At 71.9% G+C, this 24,145-nt stretch carries 20 protein-coding genes, 1 tRNA gene and 1 pseudogene; 14 read left to right on the forward strand and 8 right to left on the reverse strand.

Annotation, left to right across the window (positions count from 1 at the left end):
* Positions 1–14: 14 nt before the first annotated feature.
* The 3 genes from ACH4NX_RS28155 to ACH4NX_RS28165 form a co-directional block, all read right to left on the reverse strand.
* The gene (locus tag ACH4NX_RS28155; RefSeq protein WP_398129093.1) at positions 15–1,691 is read right to left on the reverse strand and encodes a long-chain fatty acid--CoA ligase; all 1,677 of its coding nucleotides are present in this window, start codon (positions 1,689–1,691) and stop codon (positions 15–17) included.
* A 137-nt stretch (positions 1,692–1,828) separates the two neighbouring features.
* Entirely contained in the window at positions 1,829–2,467 is a 639-nt protein-coding gene (locus tag ACH4NX_RS28160; RefSeq protein WP_398129092.1) for a SigE family RNA polymerase sigma factor, read from the reverse strand.
* A gap of 423 nt (positions 2,468–2,890) precedes the next feature.
* A complete protein-coding gene (locus tag ACH4NX_RS28165) occupies positions 2,891–3,217 on the reverse strand; it encodes a hypothetical protein (RefSeq protein WP_351398130.1) in 327 nt (108 codons plus the stop codon).
* A gap of 422 nt (positions 3,218–3,639) precedes the next feature.
* Between ACH4NX_RS28165 and ACH4NX_RS28170 the strand changes: the two genes are divergently transcribed.
* The 5 genes from ACH4NX_RS28170 to ACH4NX_RS28190 all read left to right on the forward strand — a co-directional run bounded on the left by ACH4NX_RS28170 (position 3,640) and on the right by ACH4NX_RS28190 (position 8,368).
* Positions 3,640–4,506, forward strand: a complete 867-nt coding sequence (locus tag ACH4NX_RS28170; protein WP_351398132.1) for a bifunctional DNA primase/polymerase — start codon at positions 3,640–3,642, stop codon at positions 4,504–4,506.
* Between the two features lie 493 nt (positions 4,507–4,999).
* The gene (locus ACH4NX_RS28175; RefSeq protein ID WP_351398134.1) at positions 5,000–5,518 is read left to right on the forward strand and encodes a hypothetical protein; all 519 of its coding nucleotides are present in this window, start codon (positions 5,000–5,002) and stop codon (positions 5,516–5,518) included.
* Between the two features lie 114 nt (positions 5,519–5,632).
* Positions 5,633–6,475, forward strand: a complete 843-nt coding sequence (locus tag ACH4NX_RS28180) for a DUF4097 family beta strand repeat-containing protein (RefSeq protein WP_351398136.1) — start codon at positions 5,633–5,635, stop codon at positions 6,473–6,475.
* Between the two features lie 91 nt (positions 6,476–6,566).
* Positions 6,567–7,580 (forward strand): ATP-binding cassette domain-containing protein, encoded by a 1,014-nt coding sequence (locus tag ACH4NX_RS28185; protein ID WP_398129091.1) that lies wholly within the window; start codon positions 6,567–6,569, stop codon positions 7,578–7,580.
* Complete coding sequence (locus ACH4NX_RS28190) at positions 7,577–8,368, forward strand: ABC transporter permease (RefSeq protein WP_398129090.1); 792 nt, start codon at positions 7,577–7,579, stop codon at positions 8,366–8,368. Before ACH4NX_RS28185 ends, ACH4NX_RS28190 begins: the two co-directional genes overlap by 4 nt.
* A 54-nt stretch (positions 8,369–8,422) precedes the next feature.
* On the opposite strand, the gene ACH4NX_RS28195 is transcribed toward ACH4NX_RS28190, so the two are convergent.
* The 3 genes from ACH4NX_RS28195 to ACH4NX_RS28205 all read right to left on the reverse strand — a co-directional run bounded on the left by ACH4NX_RS28195 (position 8,423) and on the right by ACH4NX_RS28205 (position 11,587).
* On the reverse strand, positions 8,423–9,532 hold the full coding sequence (locus tag ACH4NX_RS28195; RefSeq protein WP_398129089.1) for a DUF4232 domain-containing protein: 1,110 nt from the start codon (positions 9,530–9,532) through the stop codon (positions 8,423–8,425).
* A 308-nt stretch (positions 9,533–9,840) separates the two neighbouring features.
* Positions 9,841–9,925 (reverse strand) — tRNA-Ser (locus tag ACH4NX_RS28200).
* Between the two features lie 123 nt (positions 9,926–10,048).
* Positions 10,049–11,587: a trypsin-like peptidase domain-containing protein gene (locus ACH4NX_RS28205; protein ID WP_351400468.1), complete on the reverse strand. Its 1,539-nt coding sequence runs from the start codon at positions 11,585–11,587 to the stop codon at positions 10,049–10,051.
* A gap of 261 nt (positions 11,588–11,848) precedes the next feature.
* On the opposite strand from ACH4NX_RS28205, the gene ACH4NX_RS28210 reads away from it, so the two are divergent.
* The 3 genes from ACH4NX_RS28210 to ACH4NX_RS28220 all read left to right on the forward strand — a co-directional run bounded on the left by ACH4NX_RS28210 (position 11,849) and on the right by ACH4NX_RS28220 (position 14,945).
* Positions 11,849–12,685 (forward strand): glycerophosphodiester phosphodiesterase, encoded by an 837-nt coding sequence (locus ACH4NX_RS28210; RefSeq protein ID WP_351400469.1) that lies wholly within the window; start codon positions 11,849–11,851, stop codon positions 12,683–12,685.
* Between the two features lie 214 nt (positions 12,686–12,899).
* Positions 12,900–13,451, forward strand: coding sequence for an ATP-binding protein (locus ACH4NX_RS28215; protein WP_351400470.1), 552 nt, complete (start codon positions 12,900–12,902; stop codon positions 13,449–13,451).
* A gap of 504 nt (positions 13,452–13,955) precedes the next feature.
* Entirely contained in the window at positions 13,956–14,945 is a 990-nt protein-coding gene (locus tag ACH4NX_RS28220) for a DUF5926 family protein (RefSeq protein WP_351400471.1), read from the forward strand.
* 1,195 nt (positions 14,946–16,140) lie between these two features.
* Here ACH4NX_RS28220 and ACH4NX_RS28225 read toward each other — a convergent pair.
* The gene (locus ACH4NX_RS28225; RefSeq protein ID WP_351400472.1) at positions 16,141–16,806 is read right to left on the reverse strand and encodes a bifunctional DNA primase/polymerase; all 666 of its coding nucleotides are present in this window, start codon (positions 16,804–16,806) and stop codon (positions 16,141–16,143) included.
* 647 nt (positions 16,807–17,453) lie between these two features.
* On the opposite strand from ACH4NX_RS28225, the gene ACH4NX_RS28230 reads away from it, so the two are divergent.
* The 3 genes and pseudogenes from ACH4NX_RS28230 to ACH4NX_RS28240 form a co-directional block, all read left to right on the forward strand.
* Positions 17,454–18,887 carry a PP2C family protein-serine/threonine phosphatase gene (locus ACH4NX_RS28230; RefSeq protein ID WP_398129088.1) on the forward strand — a complete coding sequence of 478 codons (1,434 nt, stop codon included), beginning with the start codon at positions 17,454–17,456 and terminating at the stop codon, positions 18,885–18,887.
* Positions 18,888–19,021: 134 nt separating this feature from the next.
* Entirely contained in the window at positions 19,022–20,491 is a 1,470-nt protein-coding gene (locus ACH4NX_RS28235) for an aminopeptidase P family protein (RefSeq protein ID WP_351400474.1), read from the forward strand.
* Positions 20,492–20,634: 143 nt separating this feature from the next.
* A pseudogene (locus ACH4NX_RS28240) lies at positions 20,635–20,831 on the forward strand (PLP-dependent aminotransferase family protein); the annotation flags it as partial.
* A gap of 60 nt (positions 20,832–20,891) precedes the next feature.
* On the opposite strand, the gene ACH4NX_RS28245 reads toward ACH4NX_RS28240, so the two are convergent.
* Complete coding sequence (locus ACH4NX_RS28245; protein WP_351400475.1) at positions 20,892–21,356, reverse strand: ATP-binding protein; 465 nt, start codon at positions 21,354–21,356, stop codon at positions 20,892–20,894.
* 253 nt (positions 21,357–21,609) lie between these two features.
* Between ACH4NX_RS28245 and ACH4NX_RS28250 the strand changes: the two genes are divergently transcribed.
* From ACH4NX_RS28250 to ACH4NX_RS28260, 3 genes are all read left to right on the forward strand, one after another.
* On the forward strand, positions 21,610–22,458 hold the full coding sequence (locus tag ACH4NX_RS28250) for a hypothetical protein (protein WP_351400476.1): 849 nt from the start codon (positions 21,610–21,612) through the stop codon (positions 22,456–22,458).
* 145 nt (positions 22,459–22,603) lie between these two features.
* Positions 22,604–23,362: a YcnI family protein gene (locus ACH4NX_RS28255; protein ID WP_398129087.1), complete on the forward strand. Its 759-nt coding sequence runs from the start codon at positions 22,604–22,606 to the stop codon at positions 23,360–23,362.
* 130 nt (positions 23,363–23,492) lie between these two features.
* On the forward strand, positions 23,493–24,143 hold the full coding sequence (locus ACH4NX_RS28260) for an SCO family protein (RefSeq protein WP_398129086.1): 651 nt from the start codon (positions 23,493–23,495) through the stop codon (positions 24,141–24,143).
* Positions 24,144–24,145: the final 2 nt, after the last annotated feature.

Here is a 24,145-nt window from a genome sequence, read left to right on the forward strand (position 1 = left end):
CGGGCCGTCGTCGGTCAGAGCCGGGTGACGTCCAGGCCACCGTCGGCGTACTGCCTGCGCAGCACCTTCTTGTCGAACTTGCCGACGCTCGTCTTCGGCACCGCCTCGATGACCGTCCAGCGCTCCGGGAGCTGCCACTTGGCGATCTTCCCGTCCTCGGCGAGGAAGGTGCGCAGCGCCTCGAAGCCGACGCTCGCGCCCTCCTTGAGGACGACGGTGGCCAGCGGGCGCTCGCCCCACTTGTCGTCGGGGACGGCGACCACGGCGGCCTCGGCGACGTCCGGGTGGGACATCAGGGCGTTCTCCAGCTCGACGGAGGAGATCCACTCGCCGCCGGACTTGATGACGTCCTTGGCGCGGTCGGTGAGGGTGAGGAAGCCGTCGGGCGAGATGGTGCCGACGTCGCCGGTCTTCAGCCAGCCGTCCTCGCCGAACTTGTCGGCGGGGCGCAGCGGCTCGGCGCCGGGGCCGTTGTAGTAGGCGCCGGCGATCCAGTTGCCGCGGACCTCCAGCTCACCGGCGGACTCGCCGTCCCAGGGGAGCCGCTCGCCGCCGGGGCCGGTGAGCCGGGCCTCGACACCGGCCGGGAAACGGCCCTGGGTGAGGCGGTACGCGAACTCCTCCGGCGTGCCGACCGCGTGCGCCGGCGGTCGGGCGATGGTGCCGAGTGGAGAGGTCTCCGTCATGCCCCAGGCGTGGCAGACCCGCATGCCCAGTGCGTCGAACGCCTCCATCAGGGAGGGCGGACACGCGGAGCCGCCGATGGTGACCTGGGTGAGGGAGGAGACGTCCCTCGGCTTGGCGGTCAGCTCGGCGAGCAGGCCCTGCCAGATGGTGGGGACGGCCGCGGCGTGCGTCGGCTTCTCGCTCTCGATCATCGCGGCGAGCGGGGCCGGCTGGAGGAAGCGGTCCGGCATCAGCATGTTGACGCCGGTCATGAAGGTGGCGTGCGGCAGTCCCCAGGCGTTGACGTGGAACTGCGGAACGACGACCAGCGAGGTGTCCTCGTCGGTCAGCCCCATCGACTGGGCCATGTTGACCTGCATGGAGTGCAGGTAGATGGAGCGGTGGCTGTAGACCACGCCCTTGGGGTCGCCGGTGGTGCCGGAGGTGTAGCACATGGCGGCGGCGGCGCGCTCGTCCAGCTCGGGCCAGTCGTACGTGGCCGGCTTTCCCGCGATCAGTTCCTCGTACTCGTGCACCTGGACGGATGCCCCGGTCAGCAGGGAACGGTCGCCCGGGCCGGTGACGACGACGTGCTCGACCGTCTTCAGGTGCGGCAGCAGCGGGGCCAGCAGGGGGAGCAGCGAGCCGTTGGCGATCACGACGCGGTCGGCCGCGTGGTTCACGATCCAGGCCAGTTGCTCCGGCGGGAGGCGGAGGTTGAGGGTGTGGAGGATCCCGCCCATGGAGGGGATCGCGAAGTAGGCCTCGACGTGCTCGGCGTTGTTCCAGGCGAGCGTCGCGACGCGCTCGTCGCCCTGGACCTCCAGGTCCTCGCGCAGGGCGTGCGCGAGTTGTGCGGCGCGTGCGCCGATCTCGGCGAAGGAGCGGCGGTGCGGCTCGCCCTCACCGGTCCAGGTGGTCACCTGGGAGCTGCCGTGGATCGTCGACCCGTGGGTCAGGATCCTCGATATCAGCAGCGGTACGTCCTGCATCGTGCTCAGCACGGTGTCCTCCCGGGGCGACATTGCCTACGCGGCGGTAAGGGTTGCGCTGATTCTGCGCACATACCGCGTGGTATGTCACTACTCCCGGATGATCGATCAGTGCGGGGGGCCCGACAGGGCGCCCGGCGAGGTCGCCCGCCGACGTCCCGCAGACCGGCTCACTGTCGAACAAACCCCAGCTCAGGGTCCTCGCGGAGCTTGCCGAGCGCCCGGGACACCGCCGACTTGACCGTGCCCACGGAAACTCCCAGCACTTCGGCCGTCCGGGCCTCGCTGAGGTCCTCGTAGTACCTGAGGACGACCATCGCCCGCTGCCGGGCGGGCAGCTTCATGATCGCCCGCCACATCGCGTCGCGCAGGGCCTGCCGCTCCGCGGGGTCGTCGCCGGCGGACACGGGCTCCGGCTCCGGCAACTCGTCGCAGGCGAACTCGTCGACCTTGCGCTTGCGCCACTGCGACGTCCGGGTGTTCAGCAGCGCCCGGCGCACGTAACCGTCCAGCGCGCGGTGGTCCTCGATGCGTTCCCAGGCCACGTACGTCTTGGCGAGCGCGGTCTGCAGCAGGTCCTCCGCGTCGCTCGGGTTGGCCGTCAACGACCGTGCGGTGCGCAGCAGCACCGGCTGGCGGGCCCTCACGTACGACGAGAACGACGGGTACGGGAAGGTCTGCGTCCTCGCCGCGGCCATGGCCGGGCCCTTGGCTGTGGCCATGGCCATGGCCACGGCCACGGCCGGGGCCTTGGCTGTGGCCTTGGCTGTGGCGGCGTTCGAAGCACTGGTGCAGACGGGTGCGGTCATGACTCAACGCTATGAGCGCGGGGGTGTGCGGCGGATCGGCCGCAGGTCCCGAAGCCGAGTCCGCCTCAGGTTGTAGGGGTGGTGTTGGCTGCACCTCCTGTAGGTGGACGAGGGGAGGAGAGGTACTGCGGGTCCCTGCGGGTTCACCCCTGCGGGTCCGCTCCGACGGGTCCGCCCGGCAGGCTCTCCCTCATGGGGCCTCCCGGGGTTCTCCCGGGGTCTCGCCGATGTTCTTCCGGGAGTCTCGCCGAGGCTCCCCGGGAAATCCGCCCCCGGAGGACCCGGCCCTCTCCGGACGCACGCGAAAACGCCTGGGCGGCGATACCGAAGTACCGCCGCCCAGACGCCTTGCGACCCCATCAAGCACACCCGCACAGAGACTGAGGGGCCGACGCGGGAGCCCGCCCGCGCCGGTCCCTCAGCTCACCACCACAGCGGGGAGAAGCTGACGGCCACGTTCTCGTTGCCCTGGTTGATCGCCGTGAACGCGGAGCCGTCGACCTGCGCGGTGTTGCTCTGGTTCGAAGCCCCCGAGCCGACGGCCTGCTGCTGCGTGGTGGCCGAGTTGCCGAGGTTGTCGTCGCCGACGCCACTGCCGAGGATGCCCGCGTAGGCCTCGGAGGCGGTCGCGTTCGATCCGTCGTCCGCGAAGGCTCCGTTGTCCGCCGTCGCCACGCCGCTGAAGAGGGCGGCGGCGAGCGGAAGGGCGGCGACAGCGGCGACGACACGGGCGGTACGGATGCTTGCCATGTTGTTCCTCCAGAACAAGGGCGCACCGGCTTCCAGCCGACAACGCGAGAAGTACGTGAAGCAGAGCTGAGCAGAGCTGAGTGAAGCTGTAGAGCCGAGTACGGCTGAGTGGCACTGAAGTAGCGCTGGTGCCAAGGCAGTTGGCCGACCGCCTCGACGCTGTGCACGACGTCGCGTGATCAGAGTTGCCCACCGAATCCCCTGCGAACCACCCCGGAAGCCCTGATTCGCTCTCAAGCGTGATGACAAGTCGATAAACCCCTTCGCACCACTTCTGACCCAGCCCAGGGCAGTACGGACAGCTCCACCCCAAGCGCCGCAAGAGGTGAAGCGTTCCGGCACCTTTTCCGCCCACCCCTCCTCCCCGGCGCGTCGCGCGCAACACCCTTCCCTTTTTCGAACGCGCGTACGAAAATAGGGTCATGGCCACCACCGACCGGCAGGCCACGACGCTGGCCCTCGCACACGCCCTGTCAGCCGCCGAACGCGGACTGGCCGTCATGCCCCTGTCCCGGACGAAGCTCCCGGCCCTGCGCTCCCCCCACCACCACGACCCGGCGCCCGCCGCCTGCCACGGCGAGTGCGGCCGCTTCGGCCACGGGGTCTACGACGCCTCCACCGATCCGGCCCGCATCCGCGAACTGTTCGCCGCCGCACCCTGGTCGACCGGTTACGGCATCGCCTGCGGCCTGCCCCCGCACCACCTCATCGGCGTCGACCTGGACACGAAGGCGGAGACGGACTCCTCGACCGCCCTGCGCGAACTCGCCCTGCGCCACCTGTTCACGATCCCGCCCACGGTCGTCGTACTCACCCCCGGTGGGGGCCGCCACCTCTGGCTGAGCGGCCCGCCCGACGCCGTCGTCCCCAACTCGGCGGGCCGTCTCGCCCCGGGCATCGACATCCGCGGCGCCGGCGGCTACCTGGTCGGCCCCGGCTCCCGCACCCGGCACGGGGCGTACGCCGCCGCGCCCGGCACGGCCCACCTCGCCCCCGCCGCCTGCCCGCCCGCGCTCCTGCGCCTGTTGCTCCCACCGCCCCGCGCGCACCAGCAGACCCTCCTCCCGACCGAGGCGCACGGCCGGGGACTCGTCCAGTTCGTCCTCGCCGCCCACGAGGGCCAGCGCAACACCCGCCTGTTCTGGGCCGCCTGCCGCGCCTATGAGGACGGCATCGGCCCCGCTCTCGTGGAGCCGCTGGTCGAGGCGGCCCTCGGCATCGGCCTGACCGAACGCGAGGCCCGCGCGACGATCGCGTCCGCGGCCCGCATGACGGGCCACCACCCCTGACCCCGCCCTGACCGGGCCGGACCGCAGCGCACCGAGACGGGCCGCACCGAGACGGGCCGCACGGAGTCGGGCCGGGCAGGGCCGGGCTGATCCGGGTCGTCCGCACCCGGACCAGTACGCGGCCGCCTTCGGCCCAGTCGGGTGCTGCCGGGCCCTGACCTGCGTGGGCTACGAACCCCCGTCCGCGCCACGGCCGGAGGCGACTGCGGTCCCGTACCGGCTGGCACCACGTGACACCACTCGGCACCACTCGGCGCCAGTAGGCACCATCGCGCGCCACTTAGCGTCATCCAGCACCACCCAGCACACTCAGCACCCACGGGCGCCACTGGGCACTACCAAGCGCCGCCGGTCACCACTCCAAGCCGCCAACAAGCCGTTCACCTCATAGATAATCAGGTTCCCGCAGGTCAGAGGCGAGCGCTCGGCGATCGGCCCAGAAAAGCCATCCCACCACTTGCCCATGGCGCCATTCTGATGCCATGATGACGCCATGGACCTCACCCCGTATGTCGACACACTGCGCCGCGAACTCGCGGTGGCCGCCGAAGCCGGCGGGGAAGACGCCCGCGAGCTGGCCGAGAGGCTCACCGCTCCGCTGGAGTCGGCGACCCGGCTGACCATGCTCAACGTGCTCTCCGCCGCGATGGACGAGATCACCCGCGAACTCGCCCCCGGCTCGGTCGACGTACGGCTGCGCGGGCTCGACCCCGACTTCGTGGTGACACCGCCGCCCACCGATGGCAGCACCCCCGCGGAACCGGCCGCACCCGTCGAACCACTCAGCACCCCGGCCCCGGCCGACGGCGACGAGGGCGGCACCGCCCGTGTCAACCTGCGCCTTCCGGCCCACCTCAAGGCCCGCGCCGAGGACGCGGCGACCCGCGAGGGCCTGTCGGTCAACGCGTGGCTGGTGCGCACCGTGTCGGCCGCGGTCGACGGCACCACCCGGCCGCGTACGACGGAGAAGACCCGGACCGTCGGGCAGAGCTTCACCGGCTGGGTCCGTTAACCGCGCCCGACCCGCGCCCGCCCGGGCCGGCCGCACCACCTCACCCGCACCACCTCACCCACACCACGTCCCGTCAACGGGGACGTCCGGAAGACCCAAGAGGACGGGACAGCCATGCCTTCTTTCGACACTCCCGAAGCGATCTCGGCCACGGCGCGCGTGGAGGCCGGATCCATCCAGTTCACCGCGGGCGACCGCCTCGACACCGTCGTCGAGGTGCGTCCCCGCGACCAGAAGAAGGACCTGGACGTGCGGACGGCCGACCAGACCGAGGTCACGTTCGCGAACGGCGTACTGACCGTCAGGACCCCCAAGGCCAGTCTTCTCGGCCGCACCGGCGCCGTCGACGTGACCGTCGAACTGCCCACGGGTTCACGCGTCGACCTGACCGGCGCCTGGACCCAGGTGCTCGGCGAGGGCCGGCTCGGCGAGTGCCGGGTGAAGACCTCGTCCGGAGATGTCCGCCTCGACACGACCGGCCCGCTGAACCTGACCGCGTCGCACGGATCGATCACCGTGGACCGGGTCGAGGGCTCGGCCGAGATCGCCACCAGTTCCGGGAGCCTGCGCGTCGGTCTGGTGGACGGGCCCGCCGTCCTGAAGAACTCGCACGGCACCACGACCATCGGGGCCGTGACCGGCGAACTGCGTGTGAGGGGCGCCAACGGCGACATCGACATCGCGCGCGCCGAGGACTCGGTCACCGCCGCCACCGCCCACGGGACCCTGCGCGTGAGCGACGTGGTCCGCGGCAGCGTCCAGTTGGAGACCTCCTACGGAGCCATCGAGGTCGGCGTCCGCGAGGGTACGGCAGCCTGGCTCGACGTCCACGCGGGCTCCGGCCAGGTGCGCAACACGCTCACCGCCTCCGAGACCCCGCAGAAGTCCGAGGACACCGTCCAGGTTCGGGCCCGCACCCGGCACGGCAACATCGACATCCGCCGCGCCAAGGCCTGAGCGCCACATTCCCCCGGGCCGGACGCCACCCCGGGCCCCGGCCCCTCCTCACTTCTGCCTTCGACCGGAGAGCACCATGCCTTCACCTGTCATGCCCACATCTAGTCAGAGCAACGGTGACACGCCGCCGACCGCCGTCTCCGCCCTCGGTCTGCGCAAGTCGTACGGCGACAAGACCGTCCTCGACGGCATCGATCTGCGCATCCCGGCCGGGTCCGTGTTCGCGCTGCTCGGGCCGAACGGGGCCGGCAAGACCACCGTCGTCAAGATCCTCTCCACCCTCATCACCGCCGACGGCGGACAGGCCCAGGTCGCCGGCCACGACCTCGCCGCCACCCCCCAGGCCGTACGCGCCGCGATCGGCGTCACCGGGCAGTTCTCCGCCGTCGACGGACTGATCACCGGCGAGGAGAACATGCTCCTCATGGCCGACCTGCACCACCTGCCCAAGCAGGAGGGACAACGGGCCACCGCCGAACTGCTGGAGCGCTTCGACCTGGTGGAAGCCGCGAAGAAGCCCGCCTCGACCTACTCCGGCGGCATGAAGCGCCGCCTCGACATCGCCATGACCCTGGTCGGCAGCCCCCGCGTCATCTTCCTCGACGAACCCACCACCGGCCTCGACCCCCGCAGCCGCCACAACATGTGGCAGATCATCCGCGAACTCGTCTCCGACGGGGTGACGGTCTTCCTCACCACGCAGTACCTCGAAGAAGCCGACGAGCTCGCCGACCGCATCGCGGTGCTCAACGACGGCCGGATCGCCGCCGAAGGCACCGCCGACGAACTCAAGCGCCTCATCCCCGGCGGCCACGTCCGGCTCCGCTTCACCCACCCCGCCGCCTACCACAGCGCCGCCACCGCACTGGGCGGGGTCACCCGCGACGACGACGCACTCGCCCTGCAGGTCCCCAGCGACGGCAGCCAGCGCGACCTGCGCGCCATCCTCGACCGGCTGGACTCCGCCGGCGTCGAGGCCGACGAACTCACCGTGCACACCCCCGACCTCGACGACGTCTTCTTCGCCCTCACCGACAACACCGGCATCCCCGCCCAGCCCGACCAGCCCAACCAGCCCGACCAGCCCAAGGAGACCGCCCGATGAGCACCCTCGCCCTCGCCGCACGCGACTCGACCACGATGCTGCGCCGCAACCTCCTGCACGCACGCCGCTACCCGTCCCTCACCCTGAACCTCCTGCTCACGCCGATCATGCTGCTGCTGCTCTTCGTCTACGTCTTCGGCGAGGCGATGAGCGCGGGCATCGGCGACGGCGGCGCGGACCGCTCCGCGTACATCGCCTATCTCGTGCCGGGCCTGCTGCTGATGACCATCGGCAGCACCACCATCGGCACCGCCGTGTCCGTCTCCAACGACATGACCGAGGGCATCATCGCCCGCTTCCGCACCATGGCCATCCACCGCGGCTCCGTACTCGTCGGACACGTCATCGGCAGCGTCCTGCAGTCGGTCGCCAGCGTGGTCCTGGTGGGCGCCGTCGCCGTGGCCATCGGCTTCCGCTCCACCGACGCCACCGTCCTGGAGTGGACCGCGGCATTCGGACTACTGGTCCTCTTCGCCCTGGCGCTCACCTGGGTCGCCGTCGGCATGGGCCTGGTCAGCCCCAACGCCGAGGCCGCCAGCAACAACGCCATGCCCCTGATCTTCCTCCCGCTCATCTCCAGCGCCTTCGTACCGGTCGGCTCCATGCCGGGATGGTTCCGGCCCATCGCCGAGTACCAGCCCTTCACACCCGCCATCGAGACCCTGCGCGGACTCCTCCTCGGCACCGAGATCGGCCACAACGGCTGGCTGGCACTCGCCTGGTGCCTGGCTCTCACCGCACTCGGCTACTTCTGGTCCAAGTCGGTCTTCAACCGCGACCCCAAGTAGCCGGGACGACCACGCGGGCCACCCATGGAACGGAAACGGAGCGGCCGAGGCGACTCAGCCCGTCTCGTCCTTCCGCCAAGCCCGGACGCCCAGCTTCCCCGTGGTGCCGAGATCCAGGTTCGGCGTGACCACCACGGGGTCGGAGCCGGACTCGGCCCGGACCCTGACGTACGGCACGGTCACCGCCTCACCGAACTGCGTGGTGTTGCGCCACGCCAGACCCGACACGGCGGACTCGCCCGGCCGCAGCGTCACCGGCCGGGGCGGCGCGTCGTCGTCTCCGGCCATGGGGATGTCGTTGGTGCCGCGCAGGATGTCGATCCCGTCCACCGGCTGCAGGTCCTCGTCGAGCAACTGCAGTACCGGGTAACCCTCCAGGGAGTACGGGCGACTGCCGCAGTTCTCCAGGTGCAGCCCCACGACTCGCAGCCCCATGGCCGCGTCCCCCTTGTCGGCGGTGAGACGCAGCCCGGACGGCGGGCAGGAACCGGGGGGCGCGGGCGCCTCGTCGGTAGGCACCCGCTTCACGTCGAGGATCCGCACGTGCTCCGCGTCAAGGCGCCGGCTGCCCTGGTAACCGACGTGCTCAAGAGTGCGCCGCACGGTCCGCCCCACCCCCACGGCCGCCACCGTCTCCTCGACGCTCGACATCGCCCTTCCCTGGTCGTCCATCAGGGAGAAGGTGATGGTGTAGGTGAAGGGCTCGGCTCCCTGGTTGGTCACCGAGTACGCGACCACGCACGATGCCCCACCGCCCGCCCCACCGCCCGCGCCGTCGGACTCGCCGTCGGACCGGCCGATCTCCGGCAGCCCGGGAAGACTGTCCGCCGTGACGGACACACCAGGTCGCTCGCCCACCCTGACACCGGGTGAGGCACTCGCCCCGGCGCCGGACGACCCGGCGTCACCGGCCCGCTCGACCATCCCGGTGATCCGTACCGCGTCCTGCTCCTGCCCGGCCCCCGCGTCACCGCCGGTACCAGCGGCGGCACCGGCGCTCGGGCTGTCGCTGCCGCCGGACGCCCCCGCCCCACACCGATCCTCCGACTGGCCTTCCCCGCCCGTTCCGGACGCCGCGGTCTGGGTGCCGCAGGCACCGAGCAGGAGACTGGCGACGAGAGCGCCGGAGACCGCAAGCGGCGTGCGGAGCTGGGGGATACGCATCGCCCCACCCCACCAGCCCGGCCCCGCCTGGGCCGTGGCGGAAGCCACACTTCCGGTCACAGCCCTGTCACAGCCCCGCCCTGGCCTTCGGATACGAGGCCCGGTGATCCCCCGCGCTGCGGCGGCCCCACCGGAAGCGGGGGGACACACGAGATCACCGGTCGAGACCCCGAACTTGTCAGCACCCGAGGCCTCAGCAGCGTAGCCCGGTGCGGCCTGCCCCCCTCAGTGGATCTCACGGTGAAAGCGCATGTGCTCATGACGAAGGCCCCCGACCGTTACGCCTGGTCAGGGGCCGTCAAACACTGCGGTGGGTGTGGGATTTGAACCCACGGTGACTCGCGCCACGACGGTTTTCAAGACCGTTCCCTTAGGCCGCTCGGGCAACCCACCCACGCCCCGTCCACCAGGGACGGAGCGGGTACAGCGTACCGGCCCCGGTCGGTCGGCGGGGGCTGTGGCCCGTACGGAGGCCGCTTGACCCGTGTCCGGCCCTCCGGTGCGCCGACGCGTGGGTCAGTCGTCGCCGACCTTGGAGCCGAGGGTGAGTTCGGTCGTCTGCTGCTTGCCGCCGCGCTCGTAGGTGACCGTGACCTCGTCGCCGGGCTTGTGGGTCCAGATCTCGCCGATCAGCGTCGGGCCGCTGTCGATCACCCGGTCGTCGAGCTTGGTGATGAGGTCACCGGGCTTGAGGCCCGCGTCGGCGGCGGGGCCGCCCGGCTCGACGGGCTCGGCACCGCCCACGCCCTGCTCGGTGAGCTTGGCGCCGTTCGTCGTCTCCTCCAGGGAGACGGAGGCGCCGATCTTCGCGTACACCGGCTTGCCGGTCTTGATCAGCTGCTTGGCGACGAACTCCGCCTGGTTGATCGGGATGGCGAAGCCCAGGCCGATCGAGCCGGCCTGGCCGGTGCCGAATCCGCCGTTGCTCGTGGACTGGATCGCGGAGTTGATCCCGATGACGTTGCCCTGCGCGTCCAGCAGCGGACCGCCGGAGTTGCCCGGGTTGATCGACGCGTCGGTCTGCAGGGCGCTCATGTAGGACGCCTTGCTGCCCGCGCTGCCGTCGCTGGAGGCCACCGGACGGTTCTTGGCGCTGATGATGCCCGTGGTCACTGTGTTGGAAAGGCCGAAGGGGGCGCCGATGGCGATCGTGGAGTCGCCCACGGCCACCTTGTCCGAGTTGCCCAGGGCCAGCGGCTTCAGGTCCGAGGGGGCACTCTCCAGCTTGATGACCGCCACGTCGTAGCCCTGTGCGTGTCCGACCACCTCGGCTTCGTACTTCTTGCCGTTGGGGAAGGTCGCGCTGAGCTTTCCTCCGTCGACCGCCTCCGCCACCACGTGGTTGTTGGTGACGATGTGGCCCTGCTTGTCGAAGACGAACCCGGTGCCGGTGCCGCCCTCGCCGTTGCTGCCCTCGGCCTGGATGGTGACCGTGCTGGGCAGCGCCTTGGCGGCCACGCCGGCGACCGTGCCCGCGTCGCGCTTGACGGAGCCGCCGGTGTCCGAGGCGGAGACCGTGGTGGAGCCGGTCCCGTCGTTGTTCTTGGCCAGGGTGTAGCCGAGTCCGCCGCCCAGACCACCCGCGACCAGCGCGGCGACCAGGAGCGCGGCCACCACGCCACCACGGCCGCGGCTCGGCTTCGGCGCCGGCGGCTGGTACGAGGAGCCCCAGCCGCCGTAGCCCTCGCCGCCTCCCCCGCCGTACGACGGAGTGCCCGGCGGCGGGGGAGGCGGCCAGGAGGCGTCCGGGGCGTTGTGTCCCTGGGGCGCGGCCGAACCGTGCGAAGCAGTCGACTCATGGGAGGCGGCCGGGTGCTGGGGAGCGGTCGGGTCGTGGGAGGCGGCCGGGTCCTGCGGAGCGGGCTGGTTCGGTGCGTGGGTGGGAACGCCTGGAGGGCCGAAACCCTCGTGCGGCTGCGGTACCTCGGGCGTGTGGGACGGCGGCCGGTCCGCGGGCGGCGCGGCCGACGGGGCGGAGGTGGCGGGAGAATCCACCGGCACGGGGGGCGCGGACGGGGCCGGGGGTACCGCGGTGCCCTCGTTCTCGGTGCTCACAGCTTCTCTCCTCGTTCCACGGCTGTTTGTCGGTCACACTGCTCGCGCTCAGCCACGCTCACGCGCTGCTCCACGGTCCGGCGCGACGCAGATGTGCGGTGTTCTCGTATGCCATCAGCTTTTCCCACGGGCCGTCAGAGCACCATAAGCGGTTGCTGTGGGTCCACGATCAGCCTTTATATAGGTCATCCAAGACTAAACGGACGTGCCGCCGAGGACTCCGATGGCACGTCTACCCGCACGCGGTGGCACCATGACGCGGTGACCCACGCACGCCAGCACCGGATCCAGGTCGTCGCCCACCGGGGAGCCTCCGAGGAGGCGCCCGAGCACACGCTGGCCGCGTACCGGAAGGCGATCGAGGACGGAGCCGACGCCCTCGAGTGCGATGTGCGCCTGACCGCGGACGGCCATCTCGTCTGCGTCCACGACTGGCGTGTCAACCGTACGTCCAACGGCCGCGGCGCGGTGTCGGCGCTGGAGCTCGCCGATCTGGCCGCGCTGGACTTCGGCGCCCGCAGGACCCGGGAGTTCTGGCGGACGCGCGACGAGCAGCCCGACTGGGAGCACCGGCCCGAGGACCGGGAGGCAACCTCCGTCCTGACCCTCGAGCGGCTGCTCCAGCTGGTGTCCGACGCGGGGCGGCGGGTGGAGCTGGCCATCGAGACCAAGCACCCCACGCGCTGGGCGGGACAGGTGGAGGAGCGGCTGCTGGTGCTCCTGAAGCGGTTCGGACTCGACTCCCCGGCCTCTGCCGCCGACTCACCGGTCCGTGTGATGAGTTTCTCGGCCCGCTCGCTGCACCGGGTACGGGCCGCGTCGCCGACCCTGCCGACGGTTTATCTGATGCAGTTCGTCTCACCCCGGCTGCGCGACGGACGACTGCCCGCCGGTGTCCGGATCGCGGGCCCCTCGATCCGGATCGTGCGCAACCACCCCGCCTACGTCGAGCGCCTGAAGCGGGCCGGTCATCAGGTGCACGTGTGGACCGTGAACGAGACCGAGGACGTGGAGCTCTGCGCCGGTCTGGGCGTCGACGGCATCATCACCAACCGGCCGCGCGCGGTGCTGGATCACCTGGACCGTCTGGGCCACTGATTCGGCCCGGAGCCCTTGGCCCTGCGGGCCTCCGCCGCATTCTCCCGTCTCGGCCACACCGATGAGATCCAGCCATGTGATTACAGGGAGTGCTCCGGCGCGTTCGATGCGTGTTCGCCCGTGTCGAATGCGTCACTGGGCGGGGACCGGACGGTTTCCGGTTCAGGCCAGGGGGGCATCCACACCGTGGCGTGGGGCGAAGGAGGTCTCGGGGGTGGCGTTGGTGGTGGCACAGGAGGTGCCCACGTCGTCGAGCATGGCCGTGCCTCATGGCCCTGCGGGCGTGGGGAAAGCAAGGCACCGCATGCGCGATGAGCTGCGCAGCGGCGGCGTGTCGGAATCGGTCATCGACGACGCTGTACTGGTCCTTTCGGAGCTCTTGAGCAATGCGTGCAAGCACGGCCGTCCGCTGGGCGACGAGCTGGCCGGAGACGGTGACGTCCGCGCCGCGTGGCAGGTGGACGCGGGCGGCCGGCTGGTCGTGGAGGTCACGGACGGCGGCGGTCCCACCCGCCCCGCCCCGGCGACCCCTTCGGTCACCGCGCACGGCGGTCGCGGGCTGAACATCATCACCGCGCTCGCCGACGCCTGGGGCGTACGGGACGACGTCCGCGGAGAGGTCACCGTGTGGGTGGTCGTCCACGACGACGTCCACGACCCGGACGCCGGGCACCGTCGTGACGACTTCGCCACCCGGATCACCGCACCGGCGGTGTCGGAGATCCCCGGCCTGGGCTTCGCGGACGTCTTCGACGACCTGGGCTGACCCGGCGGCCCGCGCGCAGGGGGTTGAGGGGAGCGACTGGGCGGTGGCCGGCTCCAGGGGGGGGTTGCGGGGGCGCGGGCGGGCAGGGGCGACGCGGGGACGCCGAGGCCGCGAGCAGGCCCGCAGGAGATCGCGGGCCTGCCGAGGAAGCTACGGGCAGACCCGTGAGACCGCGAGCCTGCTCAGGGGACCACAGGAAGACCCTGTGAGACCGCGAGCCTGCTCGGGGGCCCGCAAGCAGACCCGTGGGACCGCAAGCAGACCCGTGGGACCACAGGCAGACCCGTGGGACCACAGGCAGACCCGTAGGCACCGCGGGCCCGCCGCCCAGGCGACCGCGGGGACACCCGGCGGGGCGCCGGGCAACCGCGACGGCAGCAGCCATGGGGAAGCCGGGGCGAGTTGCCCACAGGCGGCCCGTTGTCCACAGGGTCCCGTCGGCCGGGGTGGGAACGGCTAGGCTCGCGCCCGTACGAGATGAGCCGCAACCGGGAGACACCCACGATGGCCAAGAAGCGACCCCAGACGAAGGCCAAGCGCCCGCAGCCCGCCGGCGGTGCCCGTGCCGCAGGCGCTGACGGGAACTTCCCGGCCGTCGGCGCACGCGAGCCCTGCCCCTGCGGCAGCGGCCGCCGGTACAAGGCCTGCCACGGCCGGGCCGCCGCGCAGGCCACGACCGCGCTGGTACAGCGCCCGTTCGAGGGGCTGCCCGGCGAGTGCGACTGGGTGGCACTGCGCGAGCTGGTGCCGGCCGCCACGGTAGAACTGCCCCTCAAGGACGGCCTGCCCGAGGGCGTCCCCTCCGTCACACTGGCCACCGTGCTGCCGATGGCCTGGCCGGCCCTGCGCCGCGACGACGGCTCGGTCCTGCTCGGCCTGCAGAACGACACGGCGTCGGGCGACATCAGCCGCGACCTCGCCGACACCCTCCAGCGGGCGCTGACCGCTGAGCCCGGCACCCCGGTGCAGGGCCGCCGCGCACCGGCCGACGGTCCTCGGCTGCAGGACCTGCTCGCCCCCGAGGGAGCGTTCGAGCCGGACGTCCACGAGGGCTTCGAGTTCTGGGTCCCGGACCCGGAGAACGCCACGCCGGAGGTGACCGCCTCCCTGGAGCGGGCCAACGCCGCGGCCATCCCGACCGTCCGGCTCCAGGGCGTGGACGCCGCCTACTGGTGCGAGACGCCGGACAAGAACCACCTGCGCTGGGTCATGCCGCACGAGGAGGAGCGGCTTCTGGACGCTCTCGCCCGGCTGCACGCCGCGGGCCGGTCGTCACTCGGCGAGGGCACCCGCCTCGTCGGTTCCTTCCGCGCGCACGGGCTCACCGTGCCGGTGTGGGACCTGCCGAGCGAGATCACCGCGCAGGACATCGAGAAGCCGGCGGCCGAGTTCGCCGAGCGTCTCGCCGAGGCCCTGGCCACGGACGCTCCGCTCACCCCCGACGAGCGCCGGGCACGCGGCGGTCTGACCAACCGGCAGGTCACCCTCAGCTGACGCCCAGCCGTGGGGGGGCGGTCCTGGCCGACCGACCGGTCGGCCAGGACCGTGACCCGGACGGGCGTGACTCCGGTCACAACTCCCGCCGAAGACAAGCCAGTCGGTGACCGGAAAACAAGAGATCGAATTTGCTTACCGCCGATCTCTTGTTACCGTTCGAGTAGCCCGGTTGCTGGTGCATCCCCCGTCGCCAGCAACCGGGCCTTTCCATGCGTCCGGTCGCACACGCACCGCAGTCATGATTCAACTCCCCGTTCCCACAGGTGAGTTACCAAACTTCGCCGGTACCGCTCGTAGCGGGGCTGTCCTCCTCGACGGCCCTGCCGTCCCGGGCGGCCCCGTCGCTTCCGCCGCCGCCACGACCGCGCACGTCGTCGCTGTCGCGCTCGTCGCCACCGTCACTCCCGTCGCCGCCGCCATTGCTCCCGATGCGCAGCAGCAGCGGTGCGCTTCCGGCCCGTCCGCGAACTCCGCGACCGCGGTGTACGCCGCCGGCCCGCTCCGAGTGTGCTCTCCGGGCGTCTCGCAGATTCCCGGCGCGTCCTCGGTGCCCACCGCGCAGCGCAGTCCGCGCGCTGTGCCCGCCGGGCCCCATGAGGCTCACCGCGGATTCGAGCGGGTCGCCGGTCGCGTTGCGGCAGTAGGTCCACGCCCAGGTCTCCCCCCTCGGGTCCCGACGCAGGTATGCGCCTCGACACCCTCGGGCGAAGCGAGTGCGTAACCGCAGCGCACGGCGGTGGCCGGGCCGGGATACAGCGGCGAACGGGCGGGCGCGTCCGGGGCCTGTGCGTGACCGGCCCCGTCGGGTGCCTTGCCGTCGCCCCCGCCCTGGGAAAGGTCAGGCACGGCCGCAGGGGCACCCTCCGCATCGTAGCCCGGTGGCCCCGCGGACGCCACGGCGAACGGCAGGACGACCGTGCACACCACCGCGCCGGCGATCCCGTACAGGCGGACCCGCCCCCGGGCCCGCCTGCCGCGGCGCGATCCCGCGCGACGCGACCCCGCACGGCGCGGCCCGAGGTAACGACCCAGAGCGGTACAGCCCAGCACGGCACAGCCCAGAGCGGCACAGCCCAGCGCGGCACAGCCCGCAGCGGTATCGTCCGGCGGCGCGCTGCCCCCAGCATGGAGCGGCATGGGGCGGACGATAACGACACGGGCGTGCGCGGCCCCCCGCGCACGCCCGACACCCCTACAACTCGGGGGCACTCACACCCGTACGAGTGAGTGCGTCGACCACCGCGTCCACCACGGCCTCCACGTCGGGCACCCAGGGCGAGGCGGAACCGGGCAGCGGCGCCCGCTCCCAGCGCACGGTGCCCCCGCCGGTCTCGGACGGCGGCAGCGCGAGATAGCCGCCTTCGCCGTGGAAGCGCAGAGAGCCGGGGACGAAGTCCTTGGCGTAGAGCAACTCGCCCAGCTGCTCCATGGAGTACGGCTTGACCAGCAGCGACCAGCGGGTGGGCGAGGCGACGACCGGGCCGAGCCGCAGACCGGCGCGGTCGAGCGCGGCCAGGGCATGGGCGGCCGGCAGGGCGGGCAGCGAGACGGCGCACGGGGCGCTGTCACCGGTGGCCAGGACGATCGGCGCGGTGGGCCGGTTGGTCCACCACCAGCGCACCATACGTGCGTCGGTGGTGGCCGCGAGGAGCCCGGGGTCGAAGGGATGCGCGCCGGGCACCGTGCACTCCGGGTCGGGGCAGCCGCAGCGCGACCGCGCTCGCGGATCCGCCGCCACACCCGGGAGTACGGGCCACTGCCATTGTGTCGCGTAGGTCAGGGCCGCGCCGATCAGCTCAGGCCGCCCGTCGTCGTGCTGGGACAAGAGCCTGCGTCGCCTTCCGAGGATCTCGCGCATGAGCGCTCGTTCCTTTCCGTTGCACGCCTGGCAACACCGTGGTCACATCACACCATGTGTCGATCTCTTCGCTGTGCGTAGCTGGTGGCGCATCACACCCCGGCAAGAGCATCTCCGCCGAGGGCATCTCTGCCACGGGCAGGGGAAACCCCTGTGGGTCGAGCACTGACTGCGTCCGCGGCGGTTCCGTCCACACTGCGTCTGTCAAAAGCATGGGCGTGGCGCGGGGGTGGCGAAGTCTGGCGTTTACCGTCCCGCGTATTTCTCTCCGCCTCCGCCACGGGAGGATGGGGCACGGTCGTCGGTGGATAGGACGCCCGGGTCCGCCGCCAGGTTCCGGGTGGTCCCCAACCACCCCTGGCCTTCTCCGAGTACGTACCCATCACGACCGCTGTGACGCTCCGTAAAGCACCCCCAGTCGACCGCAACAAGCCGTCCTCCGGGGAAGTTTCAAGCCAATTTCGCTTTTCCGCAAGAGGTCGCGAAGGGGCCGCTCACACCCCATGGACACCAGGAATCCCGGCAGGACAATGCTGGACATCTCCTTACGAGTGCGTGTACATGTGGAGACACTGCTAGCGGCGCAGAATGACATGGGGGTTTGCGATGCTTTTGAGCAGTAACTGCCGGTCGGAAGGCCGGAGGCCATGAAGACCCCGCACCCTGCGAAAGTGGCCGGAATCGATTCAACGGTTCCGTCCCCCGCACACACTGTCGCGTCCGTTGCCCCGGGTACCTCCCCGGCCACCACGCCAAACGCCACAGAGGTCACAGACGCCACAGACGCCTCGGGCGCGCCATGTGCTGCCGGCGCCCTGCTCCAAGACCGGCTGGCCGGCTGGGTATCGGACCTCACGACCCTGCATGAGCTGACCGAACGCCTGGTCCGTACGGACTCCCTCTCCGAAGGCCTCCAGGAGGTGCTGCGCGCCGGAGCCGCCCTGGTGGGCGCCCGGCGCGGACTCGTCGTCCTGGAACCGGCCGACGGACTCGGACCGGACACCACCACCGGCCTCGGCCTGTCCCGCGCCGACCTCGGCCACCTCGAGACCGTCCCCCGGAGCTCCTTGCCCCACGGGCGGATTCTCGACGGACTGCCGGTCGGCGAGAGCGGGATCGCCGAGCCCGACCTGCTCGCGGAGACGGGCCTCGACCCCCGCCACCGCGAAGTCGCCACCCGCCTCGGCTACGCCGCCGGCTACGCGCTCCCCCTGTCCGCGGAAGACGCCGGTCGCCTGGGAGCCGCCGTATGGCTCTACGACGAGCCCGCCGAACCGGGTGAGCGGCAGCGCCACCTCGCCGGCCGCTACGCCCGGTGCGCCGCCCAGCACCTGGCCCGGCTCCTGGAAACCGAGCGCACGCGCGCGTGCATGGCGACGATGGCCGAGGAGCTGCTCCCCTCCCGCCTGCCGCGGGTGCCCGGCGTCCAGCTCGCCGTCCGGCACCGCACCGGTCCGCGTGGCGGCGGCGACTGGTACGACGCGCTGCCGCTGCCGGACGCCGCGCTCGGTCTCGCCGTCGGGTCCGTCACCGGCTCCGGGCCCAGCGCGGTCGCCGCGATGGGGCGGCTGCGGGCCTCGCTTCGCGCGTACGCCGTGATGGAGGGCGAGGACCCGGTCGCGGTCCTGTCCGACCTGGAACTGCTGCTGCGGCTCACCGAGCCCGCCCGCTCGGCCACCGCCCTGTTCGGCTACTGCGAGCCCGCGCTGCGCCGGATCACCCTGGCCGGCGCCGGCCACAGCCCGCCGCTGCTGATCGGGGAACGACGCACGGAGTTCGTCGAGACCTCCGTCTCCGCGCCGCTCGGCATGCTCGCCTGCTGGGAGGCGCCCAGCGTGGAGTTCCAGGCCGAGGCCGGGGAGACGGTGCTGCTGTACACCGACGGGCTGCTGCACCGCACCGGCGACCCGGCCGACCGCGCCTTCGCCCGCCTGCACGCGGCGGCGGCCGGCGTGCCCCGGGCCAAGCGCCACGACCCGGACGCCGTCGCGGAGCACGTCCTGCGCACGGTGCTGCCGGACGGGAAGGCCGACGCGGACTCGGAGGAGGACGTCGTCCTGCTGGCCGTCCGGTTCGAATAACGGGGCAATGACTCCCCGCACGTCATACATAGCGGACGGTAGCGCCTCCATGTAACAGGCCCTACGGCCCTGGGCCCCCTTCCGTACGACCGTACGATGGGGGGTGGTCCAGTGCCGTATCAAGGAGGATGACCGTGTCGGAGGAGCTCACCCCGGACAACCCGGAGACCCCGGAGAATGAGACCGAGGAGCCGATCAAGCAGCGCAAGAACGGCCTGTACCCGGGCGTGTCCGACGAACTGGCCGAGAACATGAAGTCCGGCTGGGCCGACACGGAGCTGCGCGACCTGGAGCCGATCGCCCAGGTCGCCGAGACCGCCGCCCGCCGCGCGGCGCTGTCCGCCCGTTTCCCGGGCGAGCGCCTGGTGATCCCCGCGGGCAATCTGAAGACCCGCTCGAACGACACGGAGTACTCCTTCCGCGCCTCGGTCGAGTACGCCTACCTCACCGGCAACCAGACCGAGGACGGCGTCCTGGTCCTGGAGCCCAGGGGCGACGGTCACACCGCGACGATCTACCTCCTGCCCCGCTCCGACCGCGAGAACGGCGAGTTCTGGCTCGACGGCCAGGGCGAGCTGTGGGTCGGCCGCCGCCACTCCCTCACCGAGGCGGAGAAGCGGTACGGCATCCCCGCCTCCGACGTCCGTGAGCTGGCCGGGAGCCTGCGCGAGGCCACCGGCCCGGTGCGCGTCGTACGCGGTTTCGACGCCGGCATCGAGGCGGCCCTGACCGACAAGGTCACCGCCGAGCGCGACGAGGAACTGCGCGTCTTCCTCTCCGAGGCCCGCCTGGTCAAGGACGAGTTCGAGGTCGGCGAGCTGCAGAAGGCCGTCGACTCCACCGTGCGCGGCTTCGAGGACGTCGTGAAGGTCCTCGACAAGGCCGAGGCGACGTCCGAGCGTTACATCGAGGGCACCTTCTTCCTCCGCGCGCGCGTGGAGGGCAACGACGTCGGCTACGGCTCCATCTGCGCCGCCGGCCCGCACGCCTGCACCCTGCACTGGGTACGCAACGACGGCCCGGTCCGCTCCGGCGACCTGCTGCTGCTCGACGCGGGCGTGGAGACGCACACGTACTACACCGCCGACGTCACGCGCACGCTGCCGATCAACGGCCGCTACAGCGAGCTGCAGAAGAAGATCTACGACGCCGTCTACGACGCCCAGGAGGCCGGTATCGCGGCCGTGCAGCCGGGCGGCAAGTTCCGGGACTTCCACGACGCGTCCCAGCGCGTGCTGGCCGAGCGCCTCGTCGAGTGGGGCCTGGTCGAGGGCCCCGTCGAGCGGGTCCTGGAGCTGGGCCTGCAGCGCCGCTGGACGCTGCACGGCACCGGCCACATGCTCGGCATGGACGTCCACGACTGCGCCGCCGCGCGCGTGGAGTCCTACGTCGACGGCACGCTGGAGCCCGGCATGGTGCTCACCGTCGAGCCGGGCCTGTACTTCCAGGCCGACGACCTGACCGTGCCCGAGGAGTACCGGGGCATCGGCGTCCGCATCGAGGACGACATCCTCGTCACCGCGGACGGCAACCGGAACATGTCCGCCGGGCTGCCGCGCCGGTCGGACGAGGTCGAGGAGTGGATGGCCGCGCTGAAGGCCTGATCCACGGTTCGATGATGGCCGGGTACCGCACGGGTACCCGGCCATCGGCGTGCCCGGGCGCCGCGTCCGTGTCTGCGTATGCGTCCGCGTCCGCGGACGGGCCCCGGGGTTCTGACGCGCCCAGGCGCCGGGGGACGCATTGCGTGGACGACTTCTGGTCCGGCATCGGTGTGGACCTGCGTATGAAGCCCGAGGCCGGGCAGGGGCGCCGGTCCGGGCTCGAACGGGCGCTCCGGGACGCCGTACGGGACGGCAGTGGCTGGCCCCCGGATCGCGGCTGCCGGCGACCCGGCGGCCGGCCGACCAGCTCGGCATCTCGCGGGGCAAGGCGACGACGGCGCCGCCGTCGTCGTCCCCCGGTCTCCCCGTCCCGTAGGTCCCGCCGGACCCGTCAGACCCGTCAGACCGCCATCAGCGGAGTGCCCTCGCGCCACTTGAGGATCTTGTCGAAGCTCACCACCGCACCGGCCCGGCCCGGCGCGCTGCCGATATGGACGTGGTCGGCGAGTTCCCGGATGAGACACAGGCCGCGGCCGTCCTCGGCGTCGTCGGACACCGGTCGGGCCACTCCCCCCGGGCGGCCCGGCGCCGCCGCCGGGAATCCCGGGCCCGTGTCGGCGACCTCGATGCGGCACCGCTCGCCGTCGAGGTAGGCCGTGACGCGGTACGCCTCCGAGGGGCCACCGGGTTCGTCGTCGCCGCCGTGCTCGACGGCGTTCGCGCAGGCCTCGCTCAGCGCCACGGAGAGATCGAAGGAGATGTCGGGGTCCACGCCCGCGGTCTCCATGGTGCCGATCAGCAGGCGGCGGGCCAGGGGCACGCTCGCAGCCTCGCGCCGCAAATGGAGTGACCACCAGATGCTCATGCTCCAGCCTCCCGGCCGCGGCTCGACATACCGATACGTATTGCCCCCCGCGCCGGGGCGTAAGCGCCGTCTTCGCGCGAGACCGTCCAGATGGCGGATGTGACCCTGCCGCCAATCGGTGTATGCAGGACGTCAGCGGCCAGAACAGGACGGCTCGCACCAAGAGGTGATCTTACGGTCCTCTCCCGGTCGTACGGCACCTTGTGGACCTGCCGTACGGCGCGGGGGGTGCCAGTGGGATGATGAGGCGGCCATGACTGCCCCCCACTCGCCCACGGCGCGCTCCGGGAACGACCTCCGGATCCTGCGGGCCGCGGTGTTCGCCGCGGTCTGCGTCGTGCTGGCCGCGGCGGGGCACACCCTCGCCTCCTGCGCCGCCGTTCCCCTGTGGTCACTGGGCGCCGGATTCCTCGGGACGGTCGTGGTCGCCGCACCCCTCGCCGGACGCGAACGCTCGCTGCCCGGCATCGCGGTACTGCTCATCCTCGGACAGACGGCGCTGCACTCCCTGTTCGGACTGGGCCAGCACGGCGCCACGGCGGTCACGGCGTCCGGTACGGCCGTCGCGTCCACCGGCGGGTCCGGCCCGCTGTCCGACGCCTCACTGATCCAGCAGGCCGCACGGCTGGTCTGCGGGACCACCGCGGCGGCGATCAGCCCGGCCCAGGCCCAGCGGATCCTCACCGACGCCAGGATCGCTCCGGACATCGCCGCCGGTCCGGCACACCACCCTGCCGACGCCCTGGCCACCGCCGGCTCCCCGGCCTCGCTGCTGCCGTCCCTGCCGATGCTGCTCGCCCACGTCCTCGCGGCCCTGGCCGCCGGCTGGCTGCTGCGACGAGGGGACCTGGCCCTGGCCCGGCTCGTCGAACTGTCGACGCACTCGGCCCACTCGCTGGCCGAGGCAGCGTTCGTACGCGCCCTGCGAGCGGCGCTCTCGCTGGTCCGCGCCCTGCACGCCGGGCTCGCCGGGGCCCCCGGGACTGGCCCGCGCCTGCCGCACGCCCCCCGACCGGTGCCGGCGCGGTCCCGCACCACCGCACTCCAGCACACGGTGATCAGGCGCGGCCCGCCGAGCGACGCTTTCTTCCTCGCCGCCTGACACGACGCGACCACCACCCCACTTCGGCCCATCGGCCGCTGTCCGGAGGGGCCGCCGTCGTGCGGCACGCGCGCGTGCGCGCATCCCTCCAGTCACTCGTCACCGGCTCAGCACCGGTGCCCCACTCGAAGTGGAGTGCTCGTCCATGAAGGCTTCTCGTATCGCCGCCGCCGGCGCCGTCTCCGGCATCGCCGTCCTCGCCCTGTCCGCCCCCGCCTTCGCGCACGTCAGCGTGCAGCCCGAGGGCGCGGCGGCCAAGGGCGGCTACGCGGTCGTCGGCTTCAAGGTCCCCAACGAACGCGACAACGCCTCCACCACCAAGCTGGAGGTCAACTTCCCCGCCGACCACCCGCTGGCGTCCGTGATGCCGCAGCCGGTCCCCGGCTGGAAGGCCGTCGTCACCAAGTCCAAGCTGGACAAGCCGCTCGAGTCGCACGGCAAGCAGCTCACCGAGGCCGTCACCAAGGTCACGTGGACCGCCGACGGCAAGGGCATCGAGCCCGGCTACTTCCAGAAGTTCCCGGTATCCGTCGGCGCTCTGCCCGAGGACGCCGACCAGCTGGTGTTCAAGGCGCTCCAGACGTACGACAACAAGGAGGTCGTGCGCTGGATCGAGGTGCCGCAGGAGGGCCAGGAGGAGCCCGACTACCCGGCACCCGTGCTGGAGCTGGCCGCCGCCGAGGGCGACGCCCACGGATCGTCGGGCGCGAAGGCCGGGGACGACACCGAGGCGGCGGCGCGGAACACCGCCGCCGACACCTCCGCCTCGTCCGACTCCGGCTCCGGTGACAGCAGCGACACCACCGCACGCGTCCTCGCCGTCGTCGGCATCGTCGTCGGCGCCGCGGGCGTCGCCTACGGCGTACTGGCCGGCCGCCGGCGCGACTCCGGTGCGTCCGCGTAACAGCGCCCGCGCCGGTGCGTCGGCGTAACAACGCCGACGCATCCTCTCGTCCGGTACGCGCCGGGCATCCTCCGTCGGTCCGACGGACCCCGGCGCGCACCGGAGCACCTCACATCTGGGACATTTTTCTATGCGCAAGAAGACGTTCGCCGCGGCCGCACTGCTCGCCGCCGCCTCCCTGACCCTGTCCGCGTGCGGCAGCGGCGCCGACAGCGACAAGCCCGTCACGATGGTCTCCGAGGACACCAGCCGGCAGGCCGCCACCGTCCTCGACAAGCCGTTCGAGAAGCCCGACCTGGTCCTCACCGACACCGAGGGCAAGGAGTACGACCTCCGCGAGCAGACCGCCGGCAAACCCACCCTGATCTACTTCGGCTACACCCACTGCCCCGACGTCTGCCCCTTGACCATGAACAACATCGCCGTGGCCAAGAAGCAGCTGCCCCAGGCCGAGCAGGACAAGCTCCGCGTCGTGTTCGTCAGCACCGACCCGGAACGGGACACCCCGGCCGCGCTCGGCAAGTGGCTCAAGGGCATCGACCCGCAGGTCGTCGGCCTGACCGGCGACTTCGACACCGTCCAGGCCGGCGCCCGCACCCTCGGCATCTCCATCGACCCACCGACCAAGGACAAGAACGGCAAGATCGTCTCGGCGCACGGCACCCAGGTCGTCGCCTTCTCCCCGAAGTCCGACGCGGGCTACGTCCTCTACGGCGAGGACGCCACCGTCCAGGACTACACCAAGGACCTCCCCAAGCTCCTCAAGGGAGAGAACCCGTGAGC

It is taken from the genome of Streptomyces sp. NPDC017225 (assembly GCF_044331465.1).
Lineage (GTDB): Bacteria > Actinomycetota > Actinomycetes > Streptomycetales > Streptomycetaceae > Streptomyces.